This window comes from Pseudomonas sp. Con_6 (assembly GCF_059379395.1).
Map to the genome: position 1 here is coordinate 4,308,481 of NZ_CM182011.1, position 23,293 is coordinate 4,331,773.

Below are 23,293 nucleotides of genomic sequence, written 5' to 3' on the forward strand. Positions count from 1 at the left end.
GCCACAGGGGGCTTGCATTCAGCCCGAGGCGTTCGGTTGTTGCTCACAACCTGTCCCCGGCATCCAGCCGCGCCAGCAGCACCTCTCCACGCTGCCACAACGCCTCACGCCGCGCCGCCTTCATCCGGTCAAGATTGCCGTAGAGCAACGCCATCCGCTGGTTCCCGGCAAACACCTCGCGATGCCGCATCAGGAAATGCCAGTACAGCACGTTGAACGGACACCCATCCTCCTCAACCGCATGATCCACCCGGTACACGCAGTTCGCACAATGGTCGGACATCCGCTGGATGTACTTGCCACTGGCGCAATACGGCTTGGACCCCAGGTACCCACCGTCCGCATGCATCACCATCCCCAGGGTATTGGGCAGCTCCACCCAGTCATAGGCATCCATGTACACCGCCAGGTACCAGCCGCAGATCTGCGGCGGCGCGATCCCGGCCAGCAGGGCGAAATTGCCGGTGACCATCAGCCGCTGGATATGGTGCGCATACCCCAGTTCCAGGGTCTGGCCGATCACCTGGGCCATGCAGCGCATATCGGTCTGGCCATCCCAGTAGAACTCCGGCAATGGTCGCCGGTTACCGAGAAAATTCAGCTGCGCGTACTCCGGCATACGCAACCAGTAGATACCACGCACATACTCGCGCCAGCCGATCAGTTGGCGGATAAAACCCTCTGCCGCATTCAACGGTACTTCTTTCAGCCGCCACGCCCGCTCGACGTCTTCGCACAATTGCCGCACATCCAGCAAACCGATGTTCAGCGCCGCGCTGATCCGCGCATGGAACAGGTACGGCTCGCCCTCGGCCATGGCGTCCTGGTAATCACCGAACGCTGTCAGTCCATGATCGAGAAAATGCCGCCACAAGGCCTCGGCATCCGCATGGGTCACCGGATAGTCGAAGCCCTCCACATTGCCGTAGTGGTCCTTGAAGCGCTCCCGCACCAGATCGATGACCTCGCGGGTGATCGCATCCGGCTTGAAGCTTGCGGTGAAAGGCCCGCGTACCTTGCGCGGCAGCGGCTTGCGGTTGTCGTGGTCGTAGTTCCAGGCACCGCCCGCCGGGCCGCCGTCCGGTTCCAGCAGCAGGCGGTTGCGCTTGCGCATGCCGTGGTAGAAGTTCTCCATGCGCAGGTGGGTGCGGCCCTCGGCCCAGCGGGCGAAGGCCTCGCGGGAACAGAGGAAACGCCGGTCGCGATGCCACACCAGGGGCAGGTCGCACTCGCGCATGCTTTGCTCCAGGCGCCACTCGCCGCATTCGGTGACATGCACTGCCTCGGCCTTCAGCTTCCTGTGCCAGCGCCGCAGCTCACCGACGATGCTGCCGCTGTTGCCCCGCGCATCCAGCTTCACATACTCGACCCGCCAGCCCCGCTCCCGCAGGGCCTCGGCGAAATGGCGCATGGCGCTGAGCACCAGGATGATCTTGCGCGGATGGTGCGGCACATAGCGGGTCTCGTCCTTGACCTCGGCCATCAGCAGCACGTCGCGGGCCGGGTCGAGGGCGTTCAGCAGGTCGAGATCGAAGGACAGCTGGTCCCCCAGCAACAGGCCCAGGCGCGGAGGCTGATTCACCGGCCGCCCTCCGGCAGGCGCCGGAAGAACAGGGTGATCTGGCCTACCTCCACCCCCAGCTTGCTCATGCGGGTGCGGTTGATGAGGGTGTCTTCGTCCATCAGGTACATCCAGTCGTCCATGTCCATCACCCAGTTGCGCCCGTCCACCGGCAGGTCGAGGCGATAGCGCCAGTGCAGGGCATTGCCGGCGACCTGGCCGGTGGCATCGCCGACCACATCGCCGGCCCGCCCGATCCAGCGGCCTTCGCCTTGCGGGGTGAGGGTCCAGGTGCGTTGCTGGGTGGTGCCGTCGTTGTAGACGAAATGCTCGTCGAGGATCAGCCGCTCGCCATCGCGGCGGCTATTGACGGTCACATGGAAGCGCTTGACCACCTCCCCGGAGCGTTTCTGGAACATGCCCCAGGCCTCGACCGGACGCGAGAAGTACGCCGCCAGGTCGAAGCGCGGCTGCTGGCCGGCGTAGGTGTCCACCTCGACATTGCCGCAACTGCCCAGCAGCAGGCAGCTCAACAGAACCAGGATTGCACGCATGTCGATTCTCCTCGCTCAGAGCCCGACCAGACGCTGACGCAGTTGTGAGTCACGGGCCCGAGGATCGAGCCAGATAGCAAAGAAGGCCCGGGCAAAGGCGGGGTCGTCGACCTGGCGACGCAACTGGCCGTCGACGTAGAAGCGACAGCCCTGCCCCGGCAGGTACAAGCCAGTGATGCGCATGCCCGGGCGCACATCGACGAAGGCTTGCTGCATCACCTGCGACCAGCGCGCCAAGGTGGCTTCGTCCAGCCCGAGGCCGCCAAGCCGGCGCATCTCATCAACGCTGGCGTCGACCAGGGTGTCGCGGGACAAGTTGCGGCGGTAGGTCAGCTCCAGGGCGAAGGGTCGGCTCCAGTCCAGTGGCGCCACCGGGCTCCAGGTCCGCGCGTTGTACACGCGCAGGCCGAACCAGGTGAATTCGCCCTGACCCACGACATGCGCTTCGGGCAGGTCATCGCGCCATTGGGCACGGGCTGAAAGGCTCAAGGCCAGCAACAAGCACAGCATCAGCCATCGTTTCGTACCTGCCATGTGTTCATCCCGTTGTCGCGACAAGTTGTACAAGTATATTTTCTTTGTACAATTTTTCCTCGCAAAAGTTTGCACAACTTTCCCGGCGGTCATGCCTCAAAGATCAGGAGAGCGTTGATTACACCCCTGGAGGTCGATATGGCGATCCGTAATCCCCTGCTGCTGTCCTGCCTGGTGCTGGCCCTGGTCGCCTGCTCCAGCACCGATCGCTCTACGGCGCCGCCGCAGACCATGCAGGTCGATCTGAAGCGCTACCAGGGCACCTGGTATGAGCAGGCACGGCTACCGATGTTCTTCCAGCGAAATTGCGTGGAATCCGAGGCGAATTATGATGTGCGCGACGACGGCAACATCGACGTGACCAACCGCTGCAAGGAAAAGAACGGGGAATGGAACGAAGCCCACGGCATCGCCGAGCCCCAGGTGCCGGGGCGCACCGACAAGCTGTGGGTGCGCTTCGACAACTGGTTCAGCCGTCTCGCGCCGGGGCTGACCAAGGGTGAGTACTGGGTGCTGTACCACGATGCGCAGTACAAGGTGGCGCTGGTCGGGCACCCGGAGCGCAAGTACCTGTGGCTGCTGTCGCGGGAGCGAGAGATCGATAGCGCTGGACGCGAAGCCCTGCTGAAGATTGCTCACGAGCGTGGGTATGACACGCGTGACCTGGTCTGGCGCGGCACGCCGCAGCCCTGAGGGTCCGCGGCGCCCAGACACTCGACGTCCGCGGGGGCACTGGTTACGCTGGCCGCTTTTCGGCATGAGGCACGCAAGGTTATGGCGATCTACCGGGGCAGTTGCCTGTGCGGAACTGTGCGCTACGAGGTGCACGGCGAACCGAAGGCAGTCAGCCATTGCCACTGCGGGCAGTGCCGCAAGAGCCATGGGGCGGTGTTTGCTACCTACGGCAGCGTGCCCCGCACGGCGCTGCGGATAGTCGAGGGCGACGCGCAGTTGAAGGGATTCGCGTCTTCGGCGACGGTGCTCCGGCAGTTTTGCGCCAAGTGCGGGTCGAATCTGTTCTGGTCGCGCTCTGCGGGAGAGTTTTGCGACTGGGTGTCGATCGCGCTGGCGACGCTGGACACGTCCTTCGTGCCGAGCAAGGCCCGACAGGTGCATGAGGAATCTCGCCTGTCCTGGCCGGGGATTTGAAATCCTGCTGTTTGCCCGCCAGAATCGCGGCCCGATCTGCCGACTGTTGCCCTCACGAGGTTTCCCGTTGAACGAACACACCCTCTCCCGCCGCCTGGAGCGCGTGGCCGCCCATGTGCCGGCCGGCGCGCGCCTGGCCGATATCGGCTCGGACCACGCCTACCTGCCGGTGGCGTTGATGCGGCGCGGGGTGATTGCCTCGGCCGTGGCTGGCGAGGTGGCGCTGACGCCCTACAACGCGGCGTTGCGCAGCGTGCGCGAGAACGGGCTGGAAGGTTCGATCGTGGTACGGCATGCCAGCGGCTTGCGGGCGATCGAGGCGCACGACGGGATTACCGCGATCACACTGTGCGGCATGGGTGGGGAAACGATTCGCGACATTCTCCAGGCGGACAGTGATCGCCTCAGCGGCCGCGAACTGTTGGTGCTGCAGCCCAACGGCGGCGGTCAGCCAATGCGGCGCTGGTTGATGGAGAACAGGTATCGGATCGTGGCGGAAGAGGTGTTGCGGGAAAATCGGTTCGATTATGAAATTGTCGTGGCCGAGCGTAGCGGACCGGTGAGGTATACCGAGGTAGAGCTCTACTTCGGGCCGTTGCTGATGCACGACCGGAGTCCGGCCTTCATGGACAAGTGGGATCGCTTGGCGCGCTTGAAACGCAAAACGCTGGAAGGGCTCAAGCGAGCCAGCAACGAAGCAGCGCAAGAGAAAGTCAGCGAGTTGACGCGGCAGATTAACTGGATCGCCCAGTTGCAACGCTGATCGAGAATCATCTGGCGGGTTAGAAAGGGCCGCATGTGCGGCCCTCGATCCGAGCTGACCGACGGATGCCTGCGCAATCAGTTGTATCACCGCTGTAACAAGGAATTCACCCAGCCAACCGGCCAACTGCCAGCTATATTTCTCAAAGTCCAATAACCCCTGTTTTTATCCCCTTTTTCTACCTGCGTTTTTCTGCTTATGTACGCTCGATGTGGCGCAGCAAACATGCTCCCCTGCTGCCCAAGCCGACAGGAAGTCTGCCAGATGGCTCGCCGTTGCCTGATGGGTCCCGGCCAGGCCGAAGCTTTACCAACCGGACTACCTGACTTATGCCCGTTGACCTGCAAGCGCTCTACCCCAAGCTGATCCACCTGATGCTGGATACGGTGTTCGTGGTCGACCGGGACGACCTGATCGTTTTCGTCAGTGATGCCTGCCAGGCCCTGCTGGGCTACCGTGCCGACGAACTGGTCGGCACCTCCATCACCCAGTACATGCACCCCGAAGACCTCGCCGCCACCCGTGCGTCCATCGTCCGGGTGATGAACGGCCAGCCCCACTTCGACTTCCGCAATCGCTACGTGCGCAAGGATGGCGGCGTGGTCTACATCCTCTGGGCGGCGTTCTGGTCCGACGAAGTGGGCGCACGCATCGGCGTCGCGCGCAATGTCACCGCCCTGGCCAAGGCCGAGGAAGAACTGCGTTTCCTCGCCCACCACGACCCGCTCACCAAGCTCACCAACCGCTCGCTGTTCACCGACCGCCTGCACACCGCCCTGCACACCGCGCACCGTCACCATGGCCAGTTCGCCCTGCTGTTCCTCGACGTCAACGACTTCAAGGGCATCAACGACGAGCACGGGCATACCATGGGTGACCGCGTGCTGTGCGTGATCGCCCGGCGCCTGGAAGGCTGCGTGCGCGAAACCGATACCGTGGCGCGAATGGGTGGGGACGAGTTCATCGTGTTGCTGACGGAGATCCAGTCGGAGAACGCGGTGTCGGAGAAGGTGGCGCAGATCCTGGCGGTTATGGCCGAGCCGCTGGGCGCTGAGTTCGGGGGGGTGAGGATGCCGTCATGCAGTATCGGGGTGGCGTGCTATCCGGGGGATGGGGAGGATGCGGACACGTTGTTGAGTCATGCGGATGGGGATATGTACCGGATCAAGCGGCGGCGGTCGGAGGTGGGTTGAAGTCAATCCAGCGCGCCGCCCCCATGTTGCGCAAATACTGCGCAGACCTCCGACTTACCACTCGGGATGCGGTGTTCCGGTATCACTGAGCATATAGACGCGACATTCCTCGAAAATCCGTTGAGCCAGCCCTGCATCGGTGGTCCACAACCGCTTGTATGCCCTCAAACAACCTGCATGCGGAAGATTGGGCTGTGACATCCTCTTGATCAACGCCAGATCGGAGTCGCTAGCGGTGCCCTGTTGCCGAGCAACAAGCGCAGGCCCGAACAGGGCGATCATTCGTGCACGCTCCCTGTGCAGTTGTTCGCGATCGTTGAGCCCGAAAAAATCGATGATGATCTGCCCACGTACTTTCCCCAGCCCTGTGGGCTGGGCAGGCACAGCGACGGTGGCGATGAACGTTACAAGCTCTTCCGGGTCTTCCGCGTTGGCGCCAAGCGGATAACAGAGAAAGGGCTGCTCGCTTCCCAGGTTGGCAACGGAGTCAGGCACCCGACCACGCGCCGCGCCCACCGGAAAATAGTTGTGCTTGAACGTGGTGTTGCACACCTTGCACGAAGCCGCATAGTTCAAAGGATCGTATGCCAGCCAGTAGTACCCGCTCTCGCTGGCTTCACCGGTGGCGACCGTGTAGTTCAAGCGTGGATGACGCTGCGGATCCGGCCAGCTCAATACCGAGGACTTGGGTCGAAAATGCTCAAGGTCGAATTCGATCGTGCCGTACTCGGGGTTTTCGAACTGCCGCTCGCAGAACATGCACTTATTGAGCTGCAGCTTCATGAAGACTGGCTTGACCTTGCTCCATATCGAGGTCTTTTCCTTGAACCGGCCCAAGGCAACCAGCTTCGCTTCACGCCTGCGGGCATTGACAGCCCAGCCGGGCTCCAAGGCCATGATTTCCTGATTTAGCACCCCTGGTGGGATCGAATACTTGATCATTCCTTGTGAGCCCTGACTGCCTTGGTTTCTTTCTTGCCGGGCAGCGGTGCCGCCTGTGTCAGTCGTTCGAGAAAATCCAGAGCTGCCATCGCGTCGCCATCAGCAGCCTTGCGCAGCAGAACCTCGCTTTCACGCTGGAAAGACGCAGGTCGTGTGGTCTGCAGGCCGAAATAGGACGACAAAAGCAACTGCTCCATGCTCCTGCCATAAATGTTTTCCTGAAGCTGCTGCACCGTCGCCGTGCCGTCTTCCGCGCTGTCGGTAATGAACACGTTCTCTCGCTTGACCGTGCTGGCTACCAACGGGCTATGCGAGGTGAAGACGAACTGCAATTTGGGAAATGCAACAGCCAGAGAAGGCACGACACTGCGCTGCCATTCCGGATGCAGGTGCAGATCGATTTCATCGACCAGGACCATGCCCGGAACGTCATCGATGCGTTTTTCTTCAGGCGTGACATCGCAGAGATGACCCAGCAGATCGCTGACCCAACCGATGAAAGCCTTGTAGCCATCGGACAGTGAAGTCAATGGCGTGCTGATGCCGTCGAACTGAAACAGGTACTGGTCATCGTCCTCGTCACGCTCGCCACTGAAACGGACGTTGTCTGGCAAGACACTATTGAGCAACTGGATAACCTGGTCGAAGCGTTCCGGATTGCGTGACTGCAGGCGGGGCAACCAAATCTGCAACGGGCGCAGTGTCATCTGATCCTCGAACAGCCCGGCAATGCGCAGATAACGCAGGCCGCGACTACGCCGCGCGCTGCTGGCGGAGTAATCACCCGTCTCGACCCTGCGTGTCGCGCCATAGCCGACGACAAAGAACGCGGGGGAGTAATCATCTTCAAGCAATTTGGAAATTGGCGAGTCCGGTGTACTTTCCAGGTGCAAGCGATCCTGGCTGCTGCGCGGACCACGTGGTTCCAACCGGGCCAACAGCTCCAGCTTCTTTCGGGTGGTGGCAGGAAAGTACTCATCAGCGGTGGTGACGGCCTCGATCTTGATGAGGCTTTCCTTGACCGGGGCCTCGTCAGGCGGCCCGCGACGCACCAGGCGGTAAGGCACAAAACCCGACTCAAGCAGCGCGGGTGCCAACGCGGCGATGGCCAATGCGCGCAGGATCGACGACTTGCCACCACCGTTGTCGCCAAGGATCAGGTTGACGTTCTTGATGTCCGACACACCTTTGCCCGAACGCCCTGGATACTGCAGGCGCAGGACTGCCTTGCCGTAGCATTTGAAGTCGTAGATATGCAGGGATTTGGCGTACAAGTGCGGACCTCGCGAACATCGGTATGGGCTTGGCGGAATCGATCCGGGGGATGATAGCAGTGCACGGGGATTGTCGCTGTTTCAGCAAATCCTCAACGACCTGGGCTAACCGCCGCTCCTGCAAGCAACCCGCCATCAATATTCAACTCTGCCCCGGTCATGTAGGCAGCCTCGTCCGACGCCAGCAACAGCGCGACCGCCGCCACCTCCTCCACCGTGCCGAAGCGCTTGAGCGGGGTATCTGCCACAAGCGCCGCAGCCCGGGCATCACGATCAGGCCCGTCACCCAGCATGGCCTCCCACATGGGCGTCAGGATGGCGCCCGGATGAATCGAGTTGCAGCGGATCTGCCAGCCCTGTTGCGCGCAGTACAAGGCCACGCTCTTCGTGTGGTTGCGGATGGCAGCCTTGGACGAGGCATAGGCCGCTGCGCCCGGAATGCCGACCAGCCCGGAGCGGGAGGAAATGTTGATGATCGAACCACTGCCCCTGGCTTTCATCGCGGCGATGGCATAGCGGCAGCCGAGGAAGGTGCCGTCCAGGTTGACCCGATGCACGGCGCGCCAGTCTTCGAGGCTGGCGTGCTCGGGGTCGTGGGCAACCACGCCGGTTTCGAAACCGGTGATGCCGGCGTTGTTCACCAGCACGTCGATAGCCGGGACCAGGTCGGACAGTTGGGCCCAGTCGGCTTCCTGGCTGACATCCAGGCGAATGAACCGCGCACCGAACTCCAGGGCCGTGGCGGTCCCGCCGGCTTCGTCGATATCGGTCACGATGACATCGGCGCCCTCCTCGCGAAAACGGCTGGCGATGGCGCGGCCGATGCCGCGGGCGGCGCCGGTGATGAGGCAGGTCTTGCCTTGGAGTCTGGGCATGGGAATCGTCCTTGGCTGCTCTGGATTCAGGTTCGGACCGCATGATCGGATCATGGTTGCCTGAGCACAACCAGCATTTGCATGAGTGCAATGGCCAACATCGCTGTGCAACCGGCAAGATCAGCGCTTCTCCCCATCTCCAGGGACTGCCCATGCGCCAACCATCACCCGTGGTGTTCATCAACGGCCTTATCGGCTCCCTTGACTATCCGGCCCTTCACGCCCTCCTGACCCCTCGCCCGGTGCTGGTACCGGCCCTGCCCGGTTACGGGGGGCTGAATGGTGTGTCGCCTGACACGATCGATATCCCGGCCCAGATCAGCTATCTGCATGGATTTATCGGAGAGCACGCACCAGGCGAGCCGGTTCACCTGGTTGGCCATTCGGTCGGCGGTGTGATCGCCCTGCTCTACGCCTGCCGCTATCCGGATTCGGTCGCCAGCGTCATCAGCGTCGAGGGCAATTTCTCGTTGAAGGATGCCTTCTGGTCGTCGAACGTTGCGCGCATGACCACGACGGAAGTGGAGACCTTGATGGCCGGCTTTCGCGCAGACCCCGCAGGCTGGCTGACGCGAGCGGGTATCACACCGACCCCGCAGCAGTTGGAAACTGCGGCAGCCTGGTTGAATTACCAGCCTGCAAGCACGTTGCAGGCCATGGCCCGTTCAGTGGTGGCGGTCACCGGAGAGAGCAGTTACGCCGAAGCGCTTCAGGCACTGCTTGCCCGAACGCCGGTGCACCTGCTGGCAGGCGAACATTCTCGCGAAGGCTGGGATGTGCCCGAGTGGGCCTTGGAGCAAGCCGCCAGTTTGACGGTGATGCCTGGAACAGGTCATCTGATGATGCTGGAACAGCCAGAGCAGTTCGCACTGGCTATCCGGCAGATAATCGATGGTCATTGAAAATGAGATGCGGTCAAGGGCAGGCCCGTGCCCTGCCCCGGCTCGCCAGCACCATCAGCACCACACCCAACACGATCGCCGGCACGCTCAACAGCTGCCCTACATCCAGCGGCAACGACGCCTCGTAGCTCGCCTGCTGCATCTTGGTGAACTCCAGCAGGAACCGCACGACGAATACCGACACCAGGAACAGGCCACTGAGGAAACCGGCATTCAACCGGCTGCCACGCTTCAGGTAGAGCAGGAACAGCCCCGCAAACAACGCCAGGTACGCCGCCGCTTCATAGAGCTGGGTCGGATGCCGGGGCAGCAGGTCGATCCGCGTGAAGACGATCGCCCAGGGCAGGTCGGTGGGAATCCCGGCGATCTCGGAATTGAAGAAGTTGCCAATCCGCACCAGCGCGCCGCCCAGCAGCGCGACGATGGCGATGCGGTCGAGCAGCCAGAGATAGCCGAAATCCCGATGCCGCCGGCAGAACAGGTAGACGCCCAGGCCCAGGCCGATCGCCCCGCCATGGCTGGCCAGCCCGCCTTTCCAGATGGCGAGGATTTCCAACGGGTGGCTGAAGTAGAAACCGGGGTCGTAGAACACGACGTGGGCGAGCCTGGCGCCGATCAGGGTGCCCAGGCCGACGTACATCAGCAGCGCATCGAGTGGTGCGACAGGTTTGCCTTCGCGTTTGAAGATGAACGTCATCAGGCTCATGCCGAGGCCGAACGCCGCGGCGAAGAGGACGCCGTACCAGTGGATAGCGAAGCCGCCGATCTGTAGCAGGACAGGGTCGACGCTCCATGTGAAGTGTTGCTGCATCGAAGGGTTCTCCGGGGTGAATCAGGAGGGATGGCGCGCCCATTGTCACAACTTGTCGATTAAAGGGCCATTAACCGCATGTCTGGCATGAAATTCTCATGAAGGAATGAAGTCCACCAAAATAGGTAGTCAACTACCCACTTTCCCCACCCAACAACAACGTCAGGGGGTCCCATGAGCTGTCTGATCTGCGCAGGAAGCGCCGAATCCATCGAATGTTCCCCTGGGTGGGAAGAGCGCCGCTGCCCGCGATGCGGGTGTTACCGGATGTCTCAATCCCTGGTGTTGTTGATGATGGATGAAGGCCAGATCTTCGATTCGGTGAAAATGCGCGAGTGGCTGCAGGTACGCCGCGGCGTGGTGCCGGTGCCGTCGATCGAGTTCAACCAGGCGATCATGGTGCGGTAGCAGCAAGACTGCGTCAGGCGCGGCGCGCGCCCTGGCACCGTGCCCCCTCCCGATCAGTTCAGCGAGTCGACGATCAACTGGGCATCGCTGCCGACCTTGCGGGTGGTGATGTATTCACGGATCAGCAAGCGGTTCGCCGCACTGATGGACGCCCAGTTGCTCTGCCACAGCTTGTAGGCCTGCCAGGAGTATCCCATGCGCTTTTCCTTGCTCATGGTCGCCATCGAACGTCCCACCGCGTTCAGGTACACATCCCTGATCGAGGTATTGCCGACTTCGAACAACGCGCCGAGGTGGATCAACCAGTTGGCAAGGTGGTCGTACTGTTCCCAGGCACCGGGCACAAGCGTAAACGTGCGTTTGCGTTCGAGAAAATCACCGATCACTGCCACCACCTTCGGGTTCTTCAGGCTGAACCCCTTGGCCGAGAGCGAGGCGATGACCTGGAAGAACGAGTCCTCCAGTTTGATGAAGGCCTCGACGAAGCGGTAACCCTTGTTAATGACATTCTCGATCGACTCCAGCGACGCCTCCACGACCGTTTCCACACGACCGATCTGCCAGTTGAGCTTGGCAAAGAACTGGCCGACCTCCAGGCCGTCGATGACCCGGATGCCGAAGCTATGGAAGTAGAAATCCTTGATGACCTGATCGACTGGCTTGCGCGACACGAAGAACAGGTTGGAACCGATCACATGATTGTTGGCGAAGGTCTTGTAGTCATTGATGATGCGTTTGAGGTTGGTGTCCGCCAGCGAGTAACCGAGGATGACCACGGTGTTCTCATGCAGAATCGTGCTCAATTTCCTGGAGAAGTAGGAATCGCTGTTCATGAAGCGGAAGTAGTCGTCGGAGGTGACCACCAGATTCTCCGGCGAGTCCACCGAGCCGTGCACGTGATACACCTTTACCGCCGCCGACGAGCGTGGAATGGGCATGCCGGGCGCGATGCTCTGCACCCTGCCCGGCCCTGCCAGTTGCTCCGACAGCTTGTCGTAGTTGGTCGTGATGACCCGAAATGAATGGTTGGCGTAGAACTTCCTGACCTCCGCCACATCCCCCTTGACCTCGAGCGACTGGATGATCTGCGTGATGCGGTCGTTGATGTTCACGTCGACACGGGTCAACCGCAAGGCGATCACCTGTGCCGCCTCCTCCAGGCTCAGCGGTGGCGTGCCCATTTTGGGAAACAGCGACGCTTGCAGGTCACTCCCGTGCGGCAAGCAATCACAGATCTGTTCCAGCAGGTTCTGCCAGCCCGGCGCGTCACCCTCCGAAACGGCTTTGGAGAATCCCGTCCCCGTGAACAGACACAACCGCTGCGTAGCAGCTGCATAAGCGATTTCGAACAAGCTGCTGCTCACATCCAACTCCTGTAACGTTCCCGACCTGACAAGGGTGATGCCATCGATAGCACGAGGCCATCACGAGCAGCAGAGCATGCCAGCCCCCGTCAAGAACGTGCAACCGGGGCCTGCCTGTCACGCAACATCAAATTTGCGAACGATTCTCAATCGTCATATTCTTCGCCCTTTCCCCCGCTTCCTGCGGGCTTATGGACACGTGAGGTTCGCCTTGGCCGACGATCTCGATCGCCTGTTTCGTCTCTACCACCGCGACTTGCAGAACATTGCCTACCGCCGCTTAGGCGATCGCGAATTGGCGGCAGATCTCACCCAGGACACCTTCGTACGCTATGCCGGCCTAGGCCAGCAGCAGCGCACCGAGAACATCCTCAATCCACGCTTCTTCCTGATGCGGGTGCTCGGCAACCTGATCATCGACCTGGCTCGCGGGCGCAAGCGCCAGGGCACCCACAGCGCGCTGGAGGACGTGCAAGACGAACTGCTGGATACCCGGCCCGGCCCCGAGCGCCTCCACGAGTTGCGCCAGCAACTGCAACGCCTGCACCTGGCCCTCGGCGAACTGCCGGAGAACTGCCGTGACGCGCTGCTGCTCAACCGCCTCGACGGGCTCAGCCACCAGGCCATCGCCGAGCGCGTGGACGTTTCGCCGAGCATGGTCAGCAAGTACATCATGCGTGCCCTGCGCCACTGCGCCCGACGCCTCGATCTGGTGAAGGACTGAGCCATGACGAGCGTTCCCGCAGAAGACCTCGACCAGCCCCTCCCCGGCCTGATCGACGAAGCCTTGCAATGGCTGGTGGACCTGCACAGCGGCAGCGCCGGCGAGGATGACTGGGAGCAGTACCAGCAGTGGTGCGAACGCTCCGCCGAACACCAGTGCGCCGCCTTGGCCGCCGAGCGCCTGTGGGAACGCCTGGGCAGCGCCCTGCAACGCCCGGTGCCGCGTCGGCGTGCAGGTCCGCTGCTCGGGCTGGTACTGGCGATCGGGCTGGCGGGCGGCGGTGCCTGGCAGGCCCGCGAGGACGGCTGGCTGGCCGACCAGCGCACCGGTTCCGGCGAGCGCCGGGAGCTGCGCCTGGACGATGGCTCGCAGTTGGTCCTGGCTCCGCAGACACGGGTCGACATCCACCTGGAAGGCGACCGCCGCACGATCCGGCTGTACGCCGGCGAGCTGTTCGTCCAGGTCGCTCCGGATCCGTCGCGGCCTTTCGAGGTGCAGGCGGCGAGCGGTACGTTGCGCGCCCTGGGCACCGCCTTCGACGTACGTCGCGATGGCCCGCGGGTGCGCCTTGTGGTGACCGAGCACAGTGTCCGCGTCACTCGCAAGGACGCAGACAATCCGGCAGTGGTCCGCGAAGGACAGACCCTCGACTTCGACGCCGACGGCATTTCACCGCCCCGCGAGGTCGACAGCGCCAGCCTAACCGCCTGGCGCCGCGACCGCCTGATCTTCGATCGCCAGCCCCTGGGCGAGGTGTTAGACGAACTGTCGCGCTACCACCGCGGCCTGCTCTGGGTCCGCGACCCGGCGCTGCGCCAGTTGCCGGTCACCGGCCTGTTCGACACCCGCGACCTCGATGCGCAACTGGCCTTGTTGCAACAGTCGCTGCCGATCCGCATCCGCAAGCTGCCCTGGCTGACGGTGGTGGAGCGGGACGAACAGCGCGGCGGAAAATAATCCGAAAATATTTCACTCGCCGCTGTCAGGTTTTCGAAGGCCAGCGTCTTTCCCGTTTGAGAGTGATTTTTAATCAGCTGATTTCAGCGGGGAGAACCATGCAGCATTCCTTCAAGCGCGCCGCGCTCGGCCTGGCGATGAGCGCCGCCTGTGGCCTGGCGTTCACCATGAGCACCCAGGTCCTGGCGGCCCAGGTCAGCCACAGCGCAACCCAGGCGTTCACCATCGCGGCCGGCCCGGTCGGCACGGCCCTGACCCGCTTCAGCGACCAGAGTGGCCTGCGCCTGATCGTCAACAGCGAGCTGCTGGCCGGCCGCCGCAGCCCTGGCCTGAACGGCCACTACACCGTGGTCGAGGGCGTGCAGCGCCTGCTCGCTGGGCAGCTACATCACCGAGAACATGGCGATCTACGACCGCATGGAAGTCATCCGCGGTGCCGCCGCCCTGCTGCAAGGCGCCAATAACCCTGGCGGCGCGATCAACATGGTGCGCAAGCGCCCGCAGGCAGAGCCCAGCGTGACCCTGACCACCAAGGCCGGCAGTTGGGACCGCTACGGCCAGCAGATCGACGCCGGCAATGCGCTGAACGAATCCGGTACCCTTCGCGGCCGCGTGGTGGTCGACTACCAGAAGGGCAACTCCTTCACCGACTCGCTGTGGAACTGGGAGCAGACCGTCTACGGCGCGCTGGACTTCGACCTCGACGACGACACCACCCTGGGCGTCGGCGTGAGCAACAAGAAGACCCACTACCAGCCCTACATGATCGGCCTGCCGCGCAACAGCGACGGCAGTCGCCTGGACGTCGGCCGCTCGACCTATGTCGGGGCCAGCTGGAACCGCGCCAGCAGCGACCAGACCAGTGTCTACCTCGACCTCGAACACCGCTTCAACGAGGCCTGGCGGATCAAAGCCTCGGCCCTGGGCATGCGCGAGTCCAACGAGGCGGTGTACCAGTTCATCACCGGAGCCATCGGTACCGGCAGGGCGCCGATCTACGCCGACTACGGCACCGACTTCAGCAACCACAACCTCGGCCTGGACCTGTACCTGGACGGCCAGTTCGAGGGCCTGGGCTTCAAGCAGAGCCTGGTGCTGGGTGCCAACTACGCCAGGTACACCACCGACGACGGCTACGCCCGCGCCTTCACCCCGGGCGTGGACATCACCAACGTCAACCACGATCGCCCCTACCAGACCTACGACAGCATCGCCGACAGCGCCAACCTCACCGAAAGCCAGTACGAAGTACGCCAGAAAGGCATCTATGGCAGCTACCGGATCAACCTGCTGGATCCGCTGACCCTGGTGCTCGGCAGCCGGGTGAGCTGGTACCAGATGAGCTACGACGCGGACAACTACTTCCAGCGCGAAAACGATGGCGAGCCGGTGCGTACGTCGACGCAGAGCACCGGCAAGGTCACGCCCTTCGTCGGCCTGGTGTATGCGCTGACCGAGCAGTGGTCGGCCTATGCCAGCTACGCCGACGTGTTCATCCCGCAGAGCGAGCGTGGCTTCAACCAGGCGCCGCTCAAGCCCATCACCGGGAGCAACTACGAAATCGGTCTCAAGGGCGAACTGCTCGACGGCCGCGTCAACACCTCGCTGGCGGTGTTCCGCTACCTGCACGAGAACCGCGCGGTGTCGGACCTGGCCAGAGGCTTCGCCTGCGATGGCTGGTATTGCTCGGTAGCCAGCGGCAAGGTGCGCAGCCAGGGCATCGAACTGGAGCTGAACGGCGAAGTGCTGCCGGGCCTGCAACTGTCCAGCGGCTACACCTACAACACCACGCGTTTCATGGACGACCCGGAACTCAAGGGCAAGGTGTTCAGCACCTTCACGCCCAGGCACATGCTACGGGTCTGGGCCAACTACCAGTTGCCGGGCGAGCTGCAGCGGGTCAGCGTCGGCGGCGGCGTCAACAGCCAGAGCAGCACCCTGGGCTTCGACCGCGCCTATGAAACCAGCGGCTTCTCGATCTGGAGCGCGCGGGTGGCCTACAAGGTCAGCGATGAAGTCAGCGTCGCGGCCAACCTCAACAACCTGTTCGACAAGGACTACGTAATCCCGTCGTATGGCACGCTGACTGGCAACAACTACTTCGGCGATCCGCGCAACGTGATGTTCACGCTGACCTGGAAGCCTGCCCTCTGAGGCCATGGACACGACGCCGGTGCCTGCGTAAGGTGGCCGGCGTCGTTCAACCCATCGAGCCCCGTACCATGAACCGCCGCAAGAAGATCAACCAGTTGCTCAAGGCCCACGCCAAGAAGGCCAGCGCCAAGCTGGCGCCCAAGAGCAAGCCCAGGTACATCAGCAAGGCCGATAGGGCGAAGCTGGAGGCGGAAGCACAGGCGATCGGCACGGAGCCGGAAAACCTTTAGCAACTGATAGCCTCATCGCGGGCAACGCCCGCTCCCACAAGGACTGCTGCCAGCCACTGGACAGGGGCTCGCCGCGCCTCCTGTGGGAGCGGGCGTTGCCCGCGATGACGTCAGGGCCGGCCACCACCACTACCGCGACAACACCACCACCTCCTCCCCCGGACTGCGCGCAAACTGCCGTTTGTATTCGCGACTGAACTGCGAACTGCTCTGGTACCCCACCCGGTGCGCCACCTGCGCTACACCCAGTCCCTCACCAATCAGCATCTGCTGCGCCTTCAACAACCTGAGCCGCTTCAGGTACTGGATCGGCGACAGCAACGTAGTGCGCTTGAAATGCTCGTGGAAGGCCGAGGCACTCATGTTCGCCTGCCCCGCCAACTGCTCGATGCTCAGCGGCTGGTCGTAGTGGTCGCGCAGGTACGCCAGCGAAGCACCGATCCGGGCGAAGGCGCCCTGCTGCTCCACCAAGGCCCGCAACGCCCCCGCCTGCGGTCCCTTCAGCGCGGCGTAATACACCTCGCGCATCCGCGCCGCCCCCATCACCCGGGCTTCCTCGTCATCCTGCAGGCACTGCAGCAGACGCACCACGGCCTCGCGCATGGCCTCGTCCAGCGGCGCGGAACTCATGGACTCCGGGGTCTGCGCCCGCAGCATGCCCGCTGGCAGCGGGACCATATCCTGGGTCATTTCACTCAGCACCAGCGGATCCAGGCCTATGGCAATGCCATACAGCGGCTTCGCCTCACTGGCAAAGGTCTCGCACATGAAGGGTACCGACAGCGCCTGCAACAGGTACTGCCCGGCGCCGTAGTCCAGGGTGCGCTCGCCAAGCCGCGCCAGCTTGCTGCCCTGCGCGAGGACCATGATGCTCGGTTCGTAGATCTGCGGACTGCTCGCCACGTAGTGCGACCAGGACAGCACCTCAACGCCCGGCAGCCGTGTACCGACGAACCCGGGACGAGTCGCCAGGGGCCGGATCAGGTGGCAGAGGGTTTCGAGGTCGGACATGGTGCGGATCGCTGCTGGACAGGGCGGCGCATGATCCCAGATTTCAAGGCCGACGCAGTAGCCCGAAGGGCACGGGCGGAGGAATAGGCATGACAAACGGAGGAATGCCCATCGGCATCCCGCCGCCTCGCCCGTAAAGTGCGCCGCCTTCGCACACCGTAGTGAGACACCCCGATGTACAAAGCCATTGGCTACGCCGCCCAGTCGGCCACCTCTCCCCTCGCCCCGATGCAGTTCGACCGCCGTGCCCCGCGCGCCGATGACGTGGTCATCGACATCCTCTACTGCGGCGTCTGCCACTCGGACATCCACCAGGCCCGCAACGAATGGGGCATCGCCGTATTCCCGTTGATGCCGGGCCACGAGATCATCGGCCGGGTCAGCGCGGTCGGCAGCAACGCCGGCAAATACCAGCCGGGCGACCTGGTCGGCGTCGGCTGCATGGTCGATTCGTGCCGCAGTTGCGAGGCTTGCCGCGCCAACCTGGAACAGTACTGCCTGGAAGGCCCGACCATGACCTACACCACCCCGGACCGCATCGATGGCAGCTACACCATGGGCGGCTACTCGGACCGCATCGTGGTCAGCGAGGACTTCGTCATGCGCATTCCCGACGGCATGGACCTGCCCAGCGCCGCCCCGATCCTCTGCGCCGGCATCACCACCTACTCGCCGCTGCGCCACCACGGTGTCGGCCCGGGGCACAAGGTCGGCATCCTCGGCATGGGTGGCCTGGGCCACATGGGCATCAAGCTGGCCAAGGCGCTGGGTGTCGAAGTCACGCTGTTCACCCGCTCGGCGAGCAAGGCCGCCGAAGCCCGGGCGCAAGGCGCGGACCATGTGATCGTCTCCACCGATCCGCAACAGATGGCCGCCGCCGCCGACCGCTTCGACTTCCTGCTGGACACCATCCCGGTGCAGCACGACCTCAACCCCTACCTGCGTACCCTGAAGTTCAACGGCGTGCATATCCTCGTCGGGCTGATCGAACCCATCGACCCGCCGCTGGACGCGACCCAACTGGTGCTCAAGCGCCGGGTGGTGGCCGGCTCGCTGATCGGCGGCATCGCCGAGACTCAGGAGGTCCTGGATTTCTGCGCCCAGCACGACATCCGCTGCGATATCGAGATGCTCGATATCCGCAACATCAACCAGGCGTACGAGCGGATGATCGCGGGGGATGTGAAGTACCGTTTCGTGATCGACATGGCGACCCTGCAGCGCTAGACGCTTGCAGATGTGGCGTGGTGGCGGCGCGGGCGAGCCTGGTAGTGTTCAGGCCCTGGGCGATTGCCCGTGCTCCGCTGCCAGCATCGACCTGAATTGAGCGACGCGCTCTGTGGGTATCCCTGCGCTTTCGAACACCGCGCAGGCAAAGCTGACCGGCGCCGTGCCCGGGGCCGTGATGATGCGGTCCGCCATCACGGCTGCCGGACTCTCGCGATAAAGCGCCTGCCCGACATAGCCCGGGGCGTTTTCCTGCAGGAAATCGGCGCTGTTCGAGGTGTGCGCAACCCTGTCGAGGACACTGGCCCTGGCCAGCGCCAGAGTGCCGCCGCAGATGCCGGCGAGGGTCGAACCGGCGGAACGGCTGGCCTGGAGGAAGTCGCGCAGGTCCGGCGCATCGTCGCGCTCCCAGGCCATGCCGCCAATCACCACGACAACCTCCGGCGCCCACTCCAGGCACTCCTGCAGGCTACTGTCGACCATGACCGCCAGTCCGCCCTGTGCGATCGTTGCCAAGTGGGAGCGAGCTTGCTCGCGAAGGGCCGCAGAGCGGCCCCCAGCAGATGGCGACCGCGCTCAATACGACCCCCACCATCCTGAACGAGACATGCACCTTGCCGACCGGCAGGCGTGCATTCCATCGTGCGCGAAACCTACAAGACAGCAGCACTCACAGCCCTTCGTCCACTGCCCATCCTTTGTCAGAAGAACAATCCAGGAGCGCACCGGAAATGAACGAAACGATCAGCGTGTCGCCCGCGACTCTGCGCAAGGTGACCGCAGCGGCGGCCGTGGGCAACTTCGTCGAATGGTTCGACTTCGCCGTCTACGGTTTTCTCGCCACCATCATCGCCAAACAGTTCTTTGCCAGCGACGACCCCAACGCGGCCCTGCTTCAGACGTTCGCCGTGTTCGCCGTGGCCTTCGCCCTGCGTCCGCTGGGCGGGATCGTGTTCGGGGCGATGGGGGACAGGCTGGGACGCAAGCGCGTACTGTCGATCACCGTGTTGATGATGGCCGGCGCCACCACCGTGATCGGCCTGTTGCCGACCTACGCCAGCATCGGCCTGCTGGCTCCGGTGCTGCTGACCCTGACGCGCTGCGTCCAGGGCTTTTCTGCCGGCGGCGAGTACGCCGGGGCCTGCGCCTACGTGATGGAGCATGCGCCGAATCATCGCCGGGGCTGGTACGGCAGCTTCCTGCCGGTGTCGACCTTCTCGGCCTTCGCCAGCGCCGCCGTCATTGCCTACCTGCTCGACGCCAGCCTGTCGCCCGAAGCCATGGCCCAGTGGGGTTGGCGCGTGCCGTTCCTGGTGGCCGCGCCACTCGGTGTGATCGGCCTGTACCTGCGCTGGCGGATGGAAGAGACGCCGGCCTTCCGCCAGGCCATGGCCGAACAGAAGGAAAGCGAGCATTCGCCGTTGCGTGAAACCCTGGCCCAGCAGAAAGGCGTGATGCTGCGCCTGGGCGCGTTCATCTCGCTGACGGCGCTGTCGTTCTACATGTTCACCACCTACTTCGCGACCTACCTGCAGGTGGTCGGCCACCTGAGCCGGGCACAGGCGCTGATGGTCTCGACCATCGCCCTGCTGTTCGCCGCCGGTGCCTGCCCGGCGGCCGGGGCGTTCACCGACCGCTTCGGCCGCCGGCGGACCATCGGCGTGACCTGCCTGTGGGTGATCCTCATGGTGTTCCCGGCGTACTGGCTGGCCAGTTCCGGCAGCGTGCCGGCGGCGGTGTGCGGGGTGATCCTGCTGGCGGTGGGCGCGGTGATGTCCGGGGTGGTCACCGCCGCCTTGCTCTCGGAGGTGTTCCCGACCCGAACCCGCTATACCGCCTCGGCGATGACCTACAACGTCGCCTACACCCTGTTCGGCGGCACCGCGCCACTGATGGCGACCTGGTTGATCGGACTCAGCGGCAGCAGCCTGGCGCCGGCGTTCTACCTGGTGGTGATCGCGCTGGTGGCATTGGTGGGAGGACTGGCATTGCCGGAGACGTCGCGGATTTCGTTGCATGACGAACCGGGCGGCGCCAGCGCCGACCTGCTGCGGGGTACCGGCGATACGGCCTGAGCGACGCCTGAGAGCGCCCCAAGGTCATGACAAGGCTGCTCGGCACCCGGGACAGCCTTGTCCGCGTCACCAGTCGTAAGTCAGGTTGGCAGTAACGGTCCGCCCCTGACCGTAAGTGCACTCCCACACGCCAGAACAGCGGCTGACATAACGCTTGTCGCCGATGTTCTCCACATTGGCCTGTAGCCGTACGCCCCGGATCGCCAGCGGCGACCGCTCCAGGTCATAGGAAACCATGCCGTCGTAGACGCTGTAGGACGGCACATCGAACGCGCGATACGACGTGCTGGTCCCCGGGCTGCTGCGCACGTAGCGGACACCCGCACCGAAACCGAGACCGCGCAGCATGCTGTCGTCCGGCAACTGGTAGTCCAGCCAGGTGGAGGCAGTCAGCGGCGAGATGCCGATCGGGTGCCGGCCTTCCATCCCGTCGTTGTCCTTGGTGTATTCAGCGTCGACGCGGGAGACCGAGGCAATCAGGTTGAGATTGCTGGCCAGTGCGAACTTGCCCTCAAGCTCGACACCGGTAGAACGCAACTCGCCGGACTGGGTGCTGAACCCAGGATTGGCCAGGTCGCTGGTCAAGACGTTCTTGCGATCGACCTGATACACCGACAGTTGCACGAAACTGTCCGAACCGGGTGGCTGGTACTTGATGCCGACCTCGTATTGCTTCCCGGTCGATGCGTCGAAGGTATTGCCGGAAACATCGGTCCCTGTGTTGGGCTGGAACGACTCGGAATAGCTGAAGTAAGGCGTCACGCCGCTGTCGAACAGATACCCGAAGCCCAGCCGGCCTGAGAATTTCTTGTCCTTGATACTGTTGTCGACCTTGTACAGCGGCTGGTTGTTCTCGGTGACCGCCCAGTCGTAGCGGCCGCCCAGGGTAAGGAACCAGCGCTCCCAGCGCATCTGGTCCTGCAGGTAGACACCGGTTTGGCGGATGGTGTTATCCCAGGTATTGACGCTGGCCAGGCTGAAATCGATGGGTGCGCCATAGACCGGGTTGTACAGGTCGATTCCCGGCGGAGCGTATTGGTAGCGACCCAGGAACTCGGAGTTGAAGTGATAGTAATCGACGCCCAGCAGGACGGTATGGTCCAGGTCGCCGGTCTTGAACACAGCCTGGGCGGTATTGTCGATGCCGTAGACCTTGTTGGTCTGTGACCAGTCGATGGCATAGCGGCCGATGGCGCTCTGGTCGTTCAGCCCCGTGGTCGGACTGGTAATGAACTCGTAGCCGTGCAGCACCGATACGAAGCGATCGTCGACATAGGCGTAGCGGGCATTCTGCCTGAGCGTCCAGACATCGTTCAGTTCGTGGGCGATCTCGTAGCCAACGGCGAACTGGTCGCGGTCGTAGGAGGCGTAGTTCGGCTCGCCGATGAAACGGCTGCGCGAGACATCGCCGTTGGGATTGGCCAGCACCGTGCCCCAAACCGGCAGCCCCTGTGGTTCCGGGGTGTCGTTGTCTTTCTGGAAGTGCCCGTACAGCCTCAGCGTAGTGCGATCATCGATGTTCCAGGTCAGGCTGGGGGCAATGGTCATGCGCTTCTGGTCGGCGTAGTCGACTTCGGAATCGACGTCGTTGACCACCCCGGCAAGGCGATACAGGAACGCCCCCTGCTCGTCGAGCGGCCCCCCCAGGTCGAACGCGCCGTACTTGCGGTCGTGGCTCCCACTGCCAACGGTGACTGAGTGCAAGGCTTCACTGGTCGGGCGCTTGGAGACCAGGTTGACGATTCCACCAGGCTGGTTCTGTCCATACAGGACCGAGGCCGGGCCCTTGAGGACCTCCACACGCTCCAGCAGATAGGGATCGATCTGCAGGGCGCCGCCGGTGCTACCCCCACCATAGGGCAGGTGCAGGCCGTCAAGGTACACAGGCGTGGCATTGAAGCCGCGGGAGGTGGGTTCGTCGAACGCCTTCACCCGCGCAGTGAAGCCATCGACCTGGATACCGGGGGTGTAGCGCAGGGCGTCGCTGACCGACATCGAGCCACGAGCCTTGATTTCGTCCTGAGTCACGATGTTGATGGTCTGCGGCGTCTCCAGAACCGAGGTGTCGGTCTTGGTCGCCGTCGCGGTACGCCTGGCGACGTAACCCTGGACTGGACCATAGGCGGACTCGCCCCGGGCATTGATGGTGCTCGGTGCCAACTCCGTGACCCCGTCGCCTTGGGGGAGCGGCGCCAGGCTGTAACGGCCATCGCCTTCCTGGGCGGCGCGCAGGCCGCTGCCGCTGAGCAACAGCAGCAAGGCCTCGTCGACCCCATAATGCCCCGCCAGCCCGGCGGACTGCCGGCCACGGGTCAGGTTGGTGTCGAAGGACAGCACGATGCCCGACTCCGCGGCGAAGCGGGTCAACACCTCGCCAAGGTCGCCGCGCGCCAGCCGGTAGTCCTGTTCCTGTGCCGCGACAGCGGTCCCCGCGCCACCTGCCAGGCACGCCAGCAAAACATACCCGCGCATCCGCGCAGCGCCTGCAGACCGCTTGTCAAAACCCCACGTCATACTCATCGCTCTCTTCAGGATTGGCCAGCCATCGCTGGGTTCACCTGTGAGTCGGATGAGCGATCGCGATG

The 23,293-nt window shown here is 63.5% G+C and carries 23 protein-coding genes and 1 pseudogene; 13 read left to right on the forward strand and 11 right to left on the reverse strand.

The features are described from left to right. Positions 1–43: 43 nt before the first annotated feature. From AC5QPF_RS19115 to AC5QPF_RS19125, 3 genes are read right to left on the reverse strand one after another with little or no spacing between them, the layout of a single operon-like run. Positions 44–1,582, reverse strand: a complete 1,539-nt coding sequence (locus AC5QPF_RS19115) for a cryptochrome/photolyase family protein (RefSeq protein WP_494959379.1) — start codon at positions 1,580–1,582, stop codon at positions 44–46. Further along, positions 1,579–2,115: a DUF3833 family protein gene (locus AC5QPF_RS19120; RefSeq protein ID WP_494959380.1), complete on the reverse strand. Its 537-nt coding sequence runs from the start codon at positions 2,113–2,115 to the stop codon at positions 1,579–1,581. Before AC5QPF_RS19120 ends, AC5QPF_RS19115 begins: the two co-directional genes overlap by 4 nt. Positions 2,116–2,130: 15 nt before the next feature. Next, a complete protein-coding gene (locus AC5QPF_RS19125; RefSeq protein WP_494959381.1) occupies positions 2,131–2,649 on the reverse strand; it encodes a chalcone isomerase family protein in 519 nt (172 codons plus the stop codon). 138 nt (positions 2,650–2,787) lie between these two features. Here AC5QPF_RS19125 and AC5QPF_RS19130 point away from each other — a divergent pair, with 138 nt between their 5' ends. From AC5QPF_RS19130 to AC5QPF_RS19145, 4 genes are all read left to right on the forward strand, one after another. Beyond that, positions 2,788–3,342, forward strand: coding sequence for a lipocalin family protein (locus AC5QPF_RS19130; RefSeq protein ID WP_494959382.1), 555 nt, complete (start codon positions 2,788–2,790; stop codon positions 3,340–3,342). An 81-nt stretch (positions 3,343–3,423) separates the two neighbouring features. Further along, complete coding sequence (locus AC5QPF_RS19135; protein ID WP_494959383.1) at positions 3,424–3,798, forward strand: GFA family protein; 375 nt, start codon at positions 3,424–3,426, stop codon at positions 3,796–3,798. 67 nt (positions 3,799–3,865) lie between these two features. Beyond that, positions 3,866–4,561: a tRNA (adenine(22)-N(1))-methyltransferase TrmK gene (locus tag AC5QPF_RS19140; RefSeq protein WP_494959384.1), complete on the forward strand. Its 696-nt coding sequence runs from the start codon at positions 3,866–3,868 to the stop codon at positions 4,559–4,561. A 329-nt stretch (positions 4,562–4,890) separates the two neighbouring features. Next, positions 4,891–5,754 carry a diguanylate cyclase domain-containing protein gene (locus tag AC5QPF_RS19145; protein WP_494959385.1) on the forward strand — a complete coding sequence of 288 codons (864 nt, stop codon included), beginning with the start codon at positions 4,891–4,893 and terminating at the stop codon, positions 5,752–5,754. A 54-nt stretch (positions 5,755–5,808) separates the two neighbouring features. On the opposite strand, the gene AC5QPF_RS19150 is transcribed toward AC5QPF_RS19145, so the two are convergent. The 3 genes from AC5QPF_RS19150 to AC5QPF_RS19160 all read right to left on the reverse strand — a co-directional run bounded on the left by AC5QPF_RS19150 (position 5,809) and on the right by AC5QPF_RS19160 (position 8,845). Further along, positions 5,809–6,696, reverse strand: a complete 888-nt coding sequence (locus AC5QPF_RS19150) for a hypothetical protein (protein ID WP_494959386.1) — start codon at positions 6,694–6,696, stop codon at positions 5,809–5,811. Next, positions 6,693–7,970 carry an AAA family ATPase gene (locus tag AC5QPF_RS19155; RefSeq protein ID WP_494959387.1) on the reverse strand — a complete coding sequence of 426 codons (1,278 nt, stop codon included), beginning with the start codon at positions 7,968–7,970 and terminating at the stop codon, positions 6,693–6,695. Before AC5QPF_RS19155 ends, AC5QPF_RS19150 begins: the two co-directional genes overlap by 4 nt. A 92-nt stretch (positions 7,971–8,062) precedes the next feature. Beyond that, positions 8,063–8,845, reverse strand: a complete 783-nt coding sequence (locus AC5QPF_RS19160) for an SDR family oxidoreductase (protein ID WP_494959388.1) — start codon at positions 8,843–8,845, stop codon at positions 8,063–8,065. 11 nt (positions 8,846–8,856) lie between these two features. Here AC5QPF_RS19160 and AC5QPF_RS19165 point away from each other — a divergent pair, with 11 nt between their 5' ends. Then, positions 8,857–9,747, forward strand: coding sequence for an alpha/beta fold hydrolase (locus tag AC5QPF_RS19165; RefSeq protein WP_494959389.1), 891 nt, complete (start codon positions 8,857–8,859; stop codon positions 9,745–9,747). Between the two features lie 13 nt (positions 9,748–9,760). Here AC5QPF_RS19165 and lgt read toward each other — a convergent pair whose 3' ends face one another. Next, entirely contained in the window at positions 9,761–10,558 is a 798-nt protein-coding gene (gene lgt, locus AC5QPF_RS19170) for a prolipoprotein diacylglyceryl transferase (RefSeq protein WP_494959390.1), read from the reverse strand. 267 nt (positions 10,559–10,825) lie between these two features. Here lgt and AC5QPF_RS19175 point away from each other — a divergent pair, with 267 nt between their 5' ends. Beyond that, a complete protein-coding gene (locus AC5QPF_RS19175; protein ID WP_494959391.1) occupies positions 10,826–10,966 on the forward strand; it encodes a hypothetical protein in 141 nt (46 codons plus the stop codon). Positions 10,967–11,019: 53 nt separating this feature from the next. Here AC5QPF_RS19175 and AC5QPF_RS19180 read toward each other — a convergent pair whose 3' ends face one another. Beyond that, the gene (locus AC5QPF_RS19180; protein WP_494959392.1) at positions 11,020–12,330 is read right to left on the reverse strand and encodes an SIR2 family protein; all 1,311 of its coding nucleotides are present in this window, start codon (positions 12,328–12,330) and stop codon (positions 11,020–11,022) included. Between the two features lie 211 nt (positions 12,331–12,541). Here AC5QPF_RS19180 and AC5QPF_RS19185 point away from each other — a divergent pair, with 211 nt between their 5' ends. The 5 genes from AC5QPF_RS19185 (at position 12,542) to AC5QPF_RS19205 (ending at position 16,395) form a co-directional block, all read left to right on the forward strand. After that, positions 12,542–13,054 (forward strand): sigma-70 family RNA polymerase sigma factor, encoded by a 513-nt coding sequence (locus AC5QPF_RS19185; protein WP_494959393.1) that lies wholly within the window; start codon positions 12,542–12,544, stop codon positions 13,052–13,054. A 3-nt stretch (positions 13,055–13,057) separates the two neighbouring features. Continuing rightward, positions 13,058–14,011, forward strand: coding sequence for a FecR domain-containing protein (locus AC5QPF_RS19190; RefSeq protein WP_494959394.1), 954 nt, complete (start codon positions 13,058–13,060; stop codon positions 14,009–14,011). Between the two features lie 98 nt (positions 14,012–14,109). After that, the gene (locus AC5QPF_RS19195; protein WP_494959395.1) at positions 14,110–14,475 is read left to right on the forward strand and encodes an STN domain-containing protein; all 366 of its coding nucleotides are present in this window, start codon (positions 14,110–14,112) and stop codon (positions 14,473–14,475) included. Beyond that, a complete protein-coding gene (locus AC5QPF_RS19200; RefSeq protein ID WP_494959396.1) occupies positions 14,411–16,165 on the forward strand; it encodes a TonB-dependent siderophore receptor in 1,755 nt (584 codons plus the stop codon). Before AC5QPF_RS19195 ends, AC5QPF_RS19200 begins: the two co-directional genes overlap by 65 nt. A gap of 68 nt (positions 16,166–16,233) precedes the next feature. Continuing rightward, the gene (locus tag AC5QPF_RS19205; RefSeq protein ID WP_494959397.1) at positions 16,234–16,395 is read left to right on the forward strand and encodes a DUF2986 domain-containing protein; all 162 of its coding nucleotides are present in this window, start codon (positions 16,234–16,236) and stop codon (positions 16,393–16,395) included. A gap of 129 nt (positions 16,396–16,524) precedes the next feature. Here AC5QPF_RS19205 and AC5QPF_RS19210 read toward each other — a convergent pair whose 3' ends face one another. Beyond that, a complete protein-coding gene (locus tag AC5QPF_RS19210; protein WP_494959398.1) occupies positions 16,525–17,406 on the reverse strand; it encodes an AraC family transcriptional regulator N-terminal domain-containing protein in 882 nt (293 codons plus the stop codon). A gap of 174 nt (positions 17,407–17,580) precedes the next feature. Here AC5QPF_RS19210 and AC5QPF_RS19215 point away from each other — a divergent pair, with 174 nt between their 5' ends. After that, positions 17,581–18,633 carry an alcohol dehydrogenase catalytic domain-containing protein gene (locus tag AC5QPF_RS19215; RefSeq protein ID WP_494959399.1) on the forward strand — a complete coding sequence of 351 codons (1,053 nt, stop codon included), beginning with the start codon at positions 17,581–17,583 and terminating at the stop codon, positions 18,631–18,633. A 48-nt stretch (positions 18,634–18,681) separates the two neighbouring features. Here AC5QPF_RS19215 and AC5QPF_RS19220 read toward each other — a convergent pair. Then, positions 18,682–19,137: pseudogene (locus AC5QPF_RS19220) on the reverse strand (DJ-1/PfpI family protein); the annotation flags it as partial. 227 nt (positions 19,138–19,364) lie between these two features. Between AC5QPF_RS19220 and AC5QPF_RS19225 the strand changes: the two are divergent. Next, complete coding sequence (locus AC5QPF_RS19225) at positions 19,365–20,708, forward strand: MFS transporter (protein WP_494959400.1); 1,344 nt, start codon at positions 19,365–19,367, stop codon at positions 20,706–20,708. Positions 20,709–20,774: 66 nt separating this feature from the next. On the opposite strand, the gene AC5QPF_RS19230 is transcribed toward AC5QPF_RS19225, so the two are convergent. Beyond that, positions 20,775–23,180, reverse strand: coding sequence for a TonB-dependent siderophore receptor (locus AC5QPF_RS19230; protein ID WP_494959401.1), 2,406 nt, complete (start codon positions 23,178–23,180; stop codon positions 20,775–20,777). Positions 23,181–23,293: the final 113 nt, after the last annotated feature.

Bases quoted from the DNA above. Each gene is read 5' to 3' on its own strand.
- AC5QPF_RS19120 (WP_494959380.1), bottom strand. From the start codon at position 2,115: ATGCGTGCAATCCTGGTTCTGTTGAGCTGCCTGCTGCTGGGCAGTTGC.
- AC5QPF_RS19125 (WP_494959381.1), bottom strand. From the start codon at position 2,649: ATGGCAGGTACGAAACGATGGCTGATGCTGTGCTTGTTGCTGGCCTTG.
- AC5QPF_RS19130 (WP_494959382.1), top strand. From the start codon at position 2,788: ATGGCGATCCGTAATCCCCTGCTGCTGTCCTGCCTGGTGCTGGCCCTG.
- AC5QPF_RS19135 (WP_494959383.1), top strand. From the start codon at position 3,424: ATGGCGATCTACCGGGGCAGTTGCCTGTGCGGAACTGTGCGCTACGAG.
- AC5QPF_RS19145 (WP_494959385.1), top strand. From the start codon at position 4,891: ATGCCCGTTGACCTGCAAGCGCTCTACCCCAAGCTGATCCACCTGATG.
- AC5QPF_RS19150 (WP_494959386.1), bottom strand. From the start codon at position 6,696: ATGATCAAGTATTCGATCCCACCAGGGGTGCTAAATCAGGAAATCATG.
- AC5QPF_RS19160 (WP_494959388.1), bottom strand. From the start codon at position 8,845: ATGCCCAGACTCCAAGGCAAGACCTGCCTCATCACCGGCGCCGCCCGC.
- lgt (WP_494959390.1), bottom strand. From the start codon at position 10,558: ATGCAGCAACACTTCACATGGAGCGTCGACCCTGTCCTGCTACAGATC.
- AC5QPF_RS19175 (WP_494959391.1), top strand. From the start codon at position 10,826: ATGTCTCAATCCCTGGTGTTGTTGATGATGGATGAAGGCCAGATCTTC.
- AC5QPF_RS19190 (WP_494959394.1), top strand. From the start codon at position 13,058: ATGACGAGCGTTCCCGCAGAAGACCTCGACCAGCCCCTCCCCGGCCTG.
- AC5QPF_RS19195 (WP_494959395.1), top strand. From the start codon at position 14,110: ATGCAGCATTCCTTCAAGCGCGCCGCGCTCGGCCTGGCGATGAGCGCC.
- AC5QPF_RS19200 (WP_494959396.1), top strand. From the start codon at position 14,411: ATGGCGATCTACGACCGCATGGAAGTCATCCGCGGTGCCGCCGCCCTG.
- AC5QPF_RS19205 (WP_494959397.1), top strand. From the start codon at position 16,234: ATGAACCGCCGCAAGAAGATCAACCAGTTGCTCAAGGCCCACGCCAAG.
- AC5QPF_RS19210 (WP_494959398.1), bottom strand. From the start codon at position 17,406: ATGTCCGACCTCGAAACCCTCTGCCACCTGATCCGGCCCCTGGCGACT.
- AC5QPF_RS19215 (WP_494959399.1), top strand. From the start codon at position 17,581: ATGTACAAAGCCATTGGCTACGCCGCCCAGTCGGCCACCTCTCCCCTC.
- AC5QPF_RS19225 (WP_494959400.1), top strand. From the start codon at position 19,365: ATGAACGAAACGATCAGCGTGTCGCCCGCGACTCTGCGCAAGGTGACC.
- AC5QPF_RS19230 (WP_494959401.1), bottom strand. From the start codon at position 23,180: ATGCGCGGGTATGTTTTGCTGGCGTGCCTGGCAGGTGGCGCGGGGACC.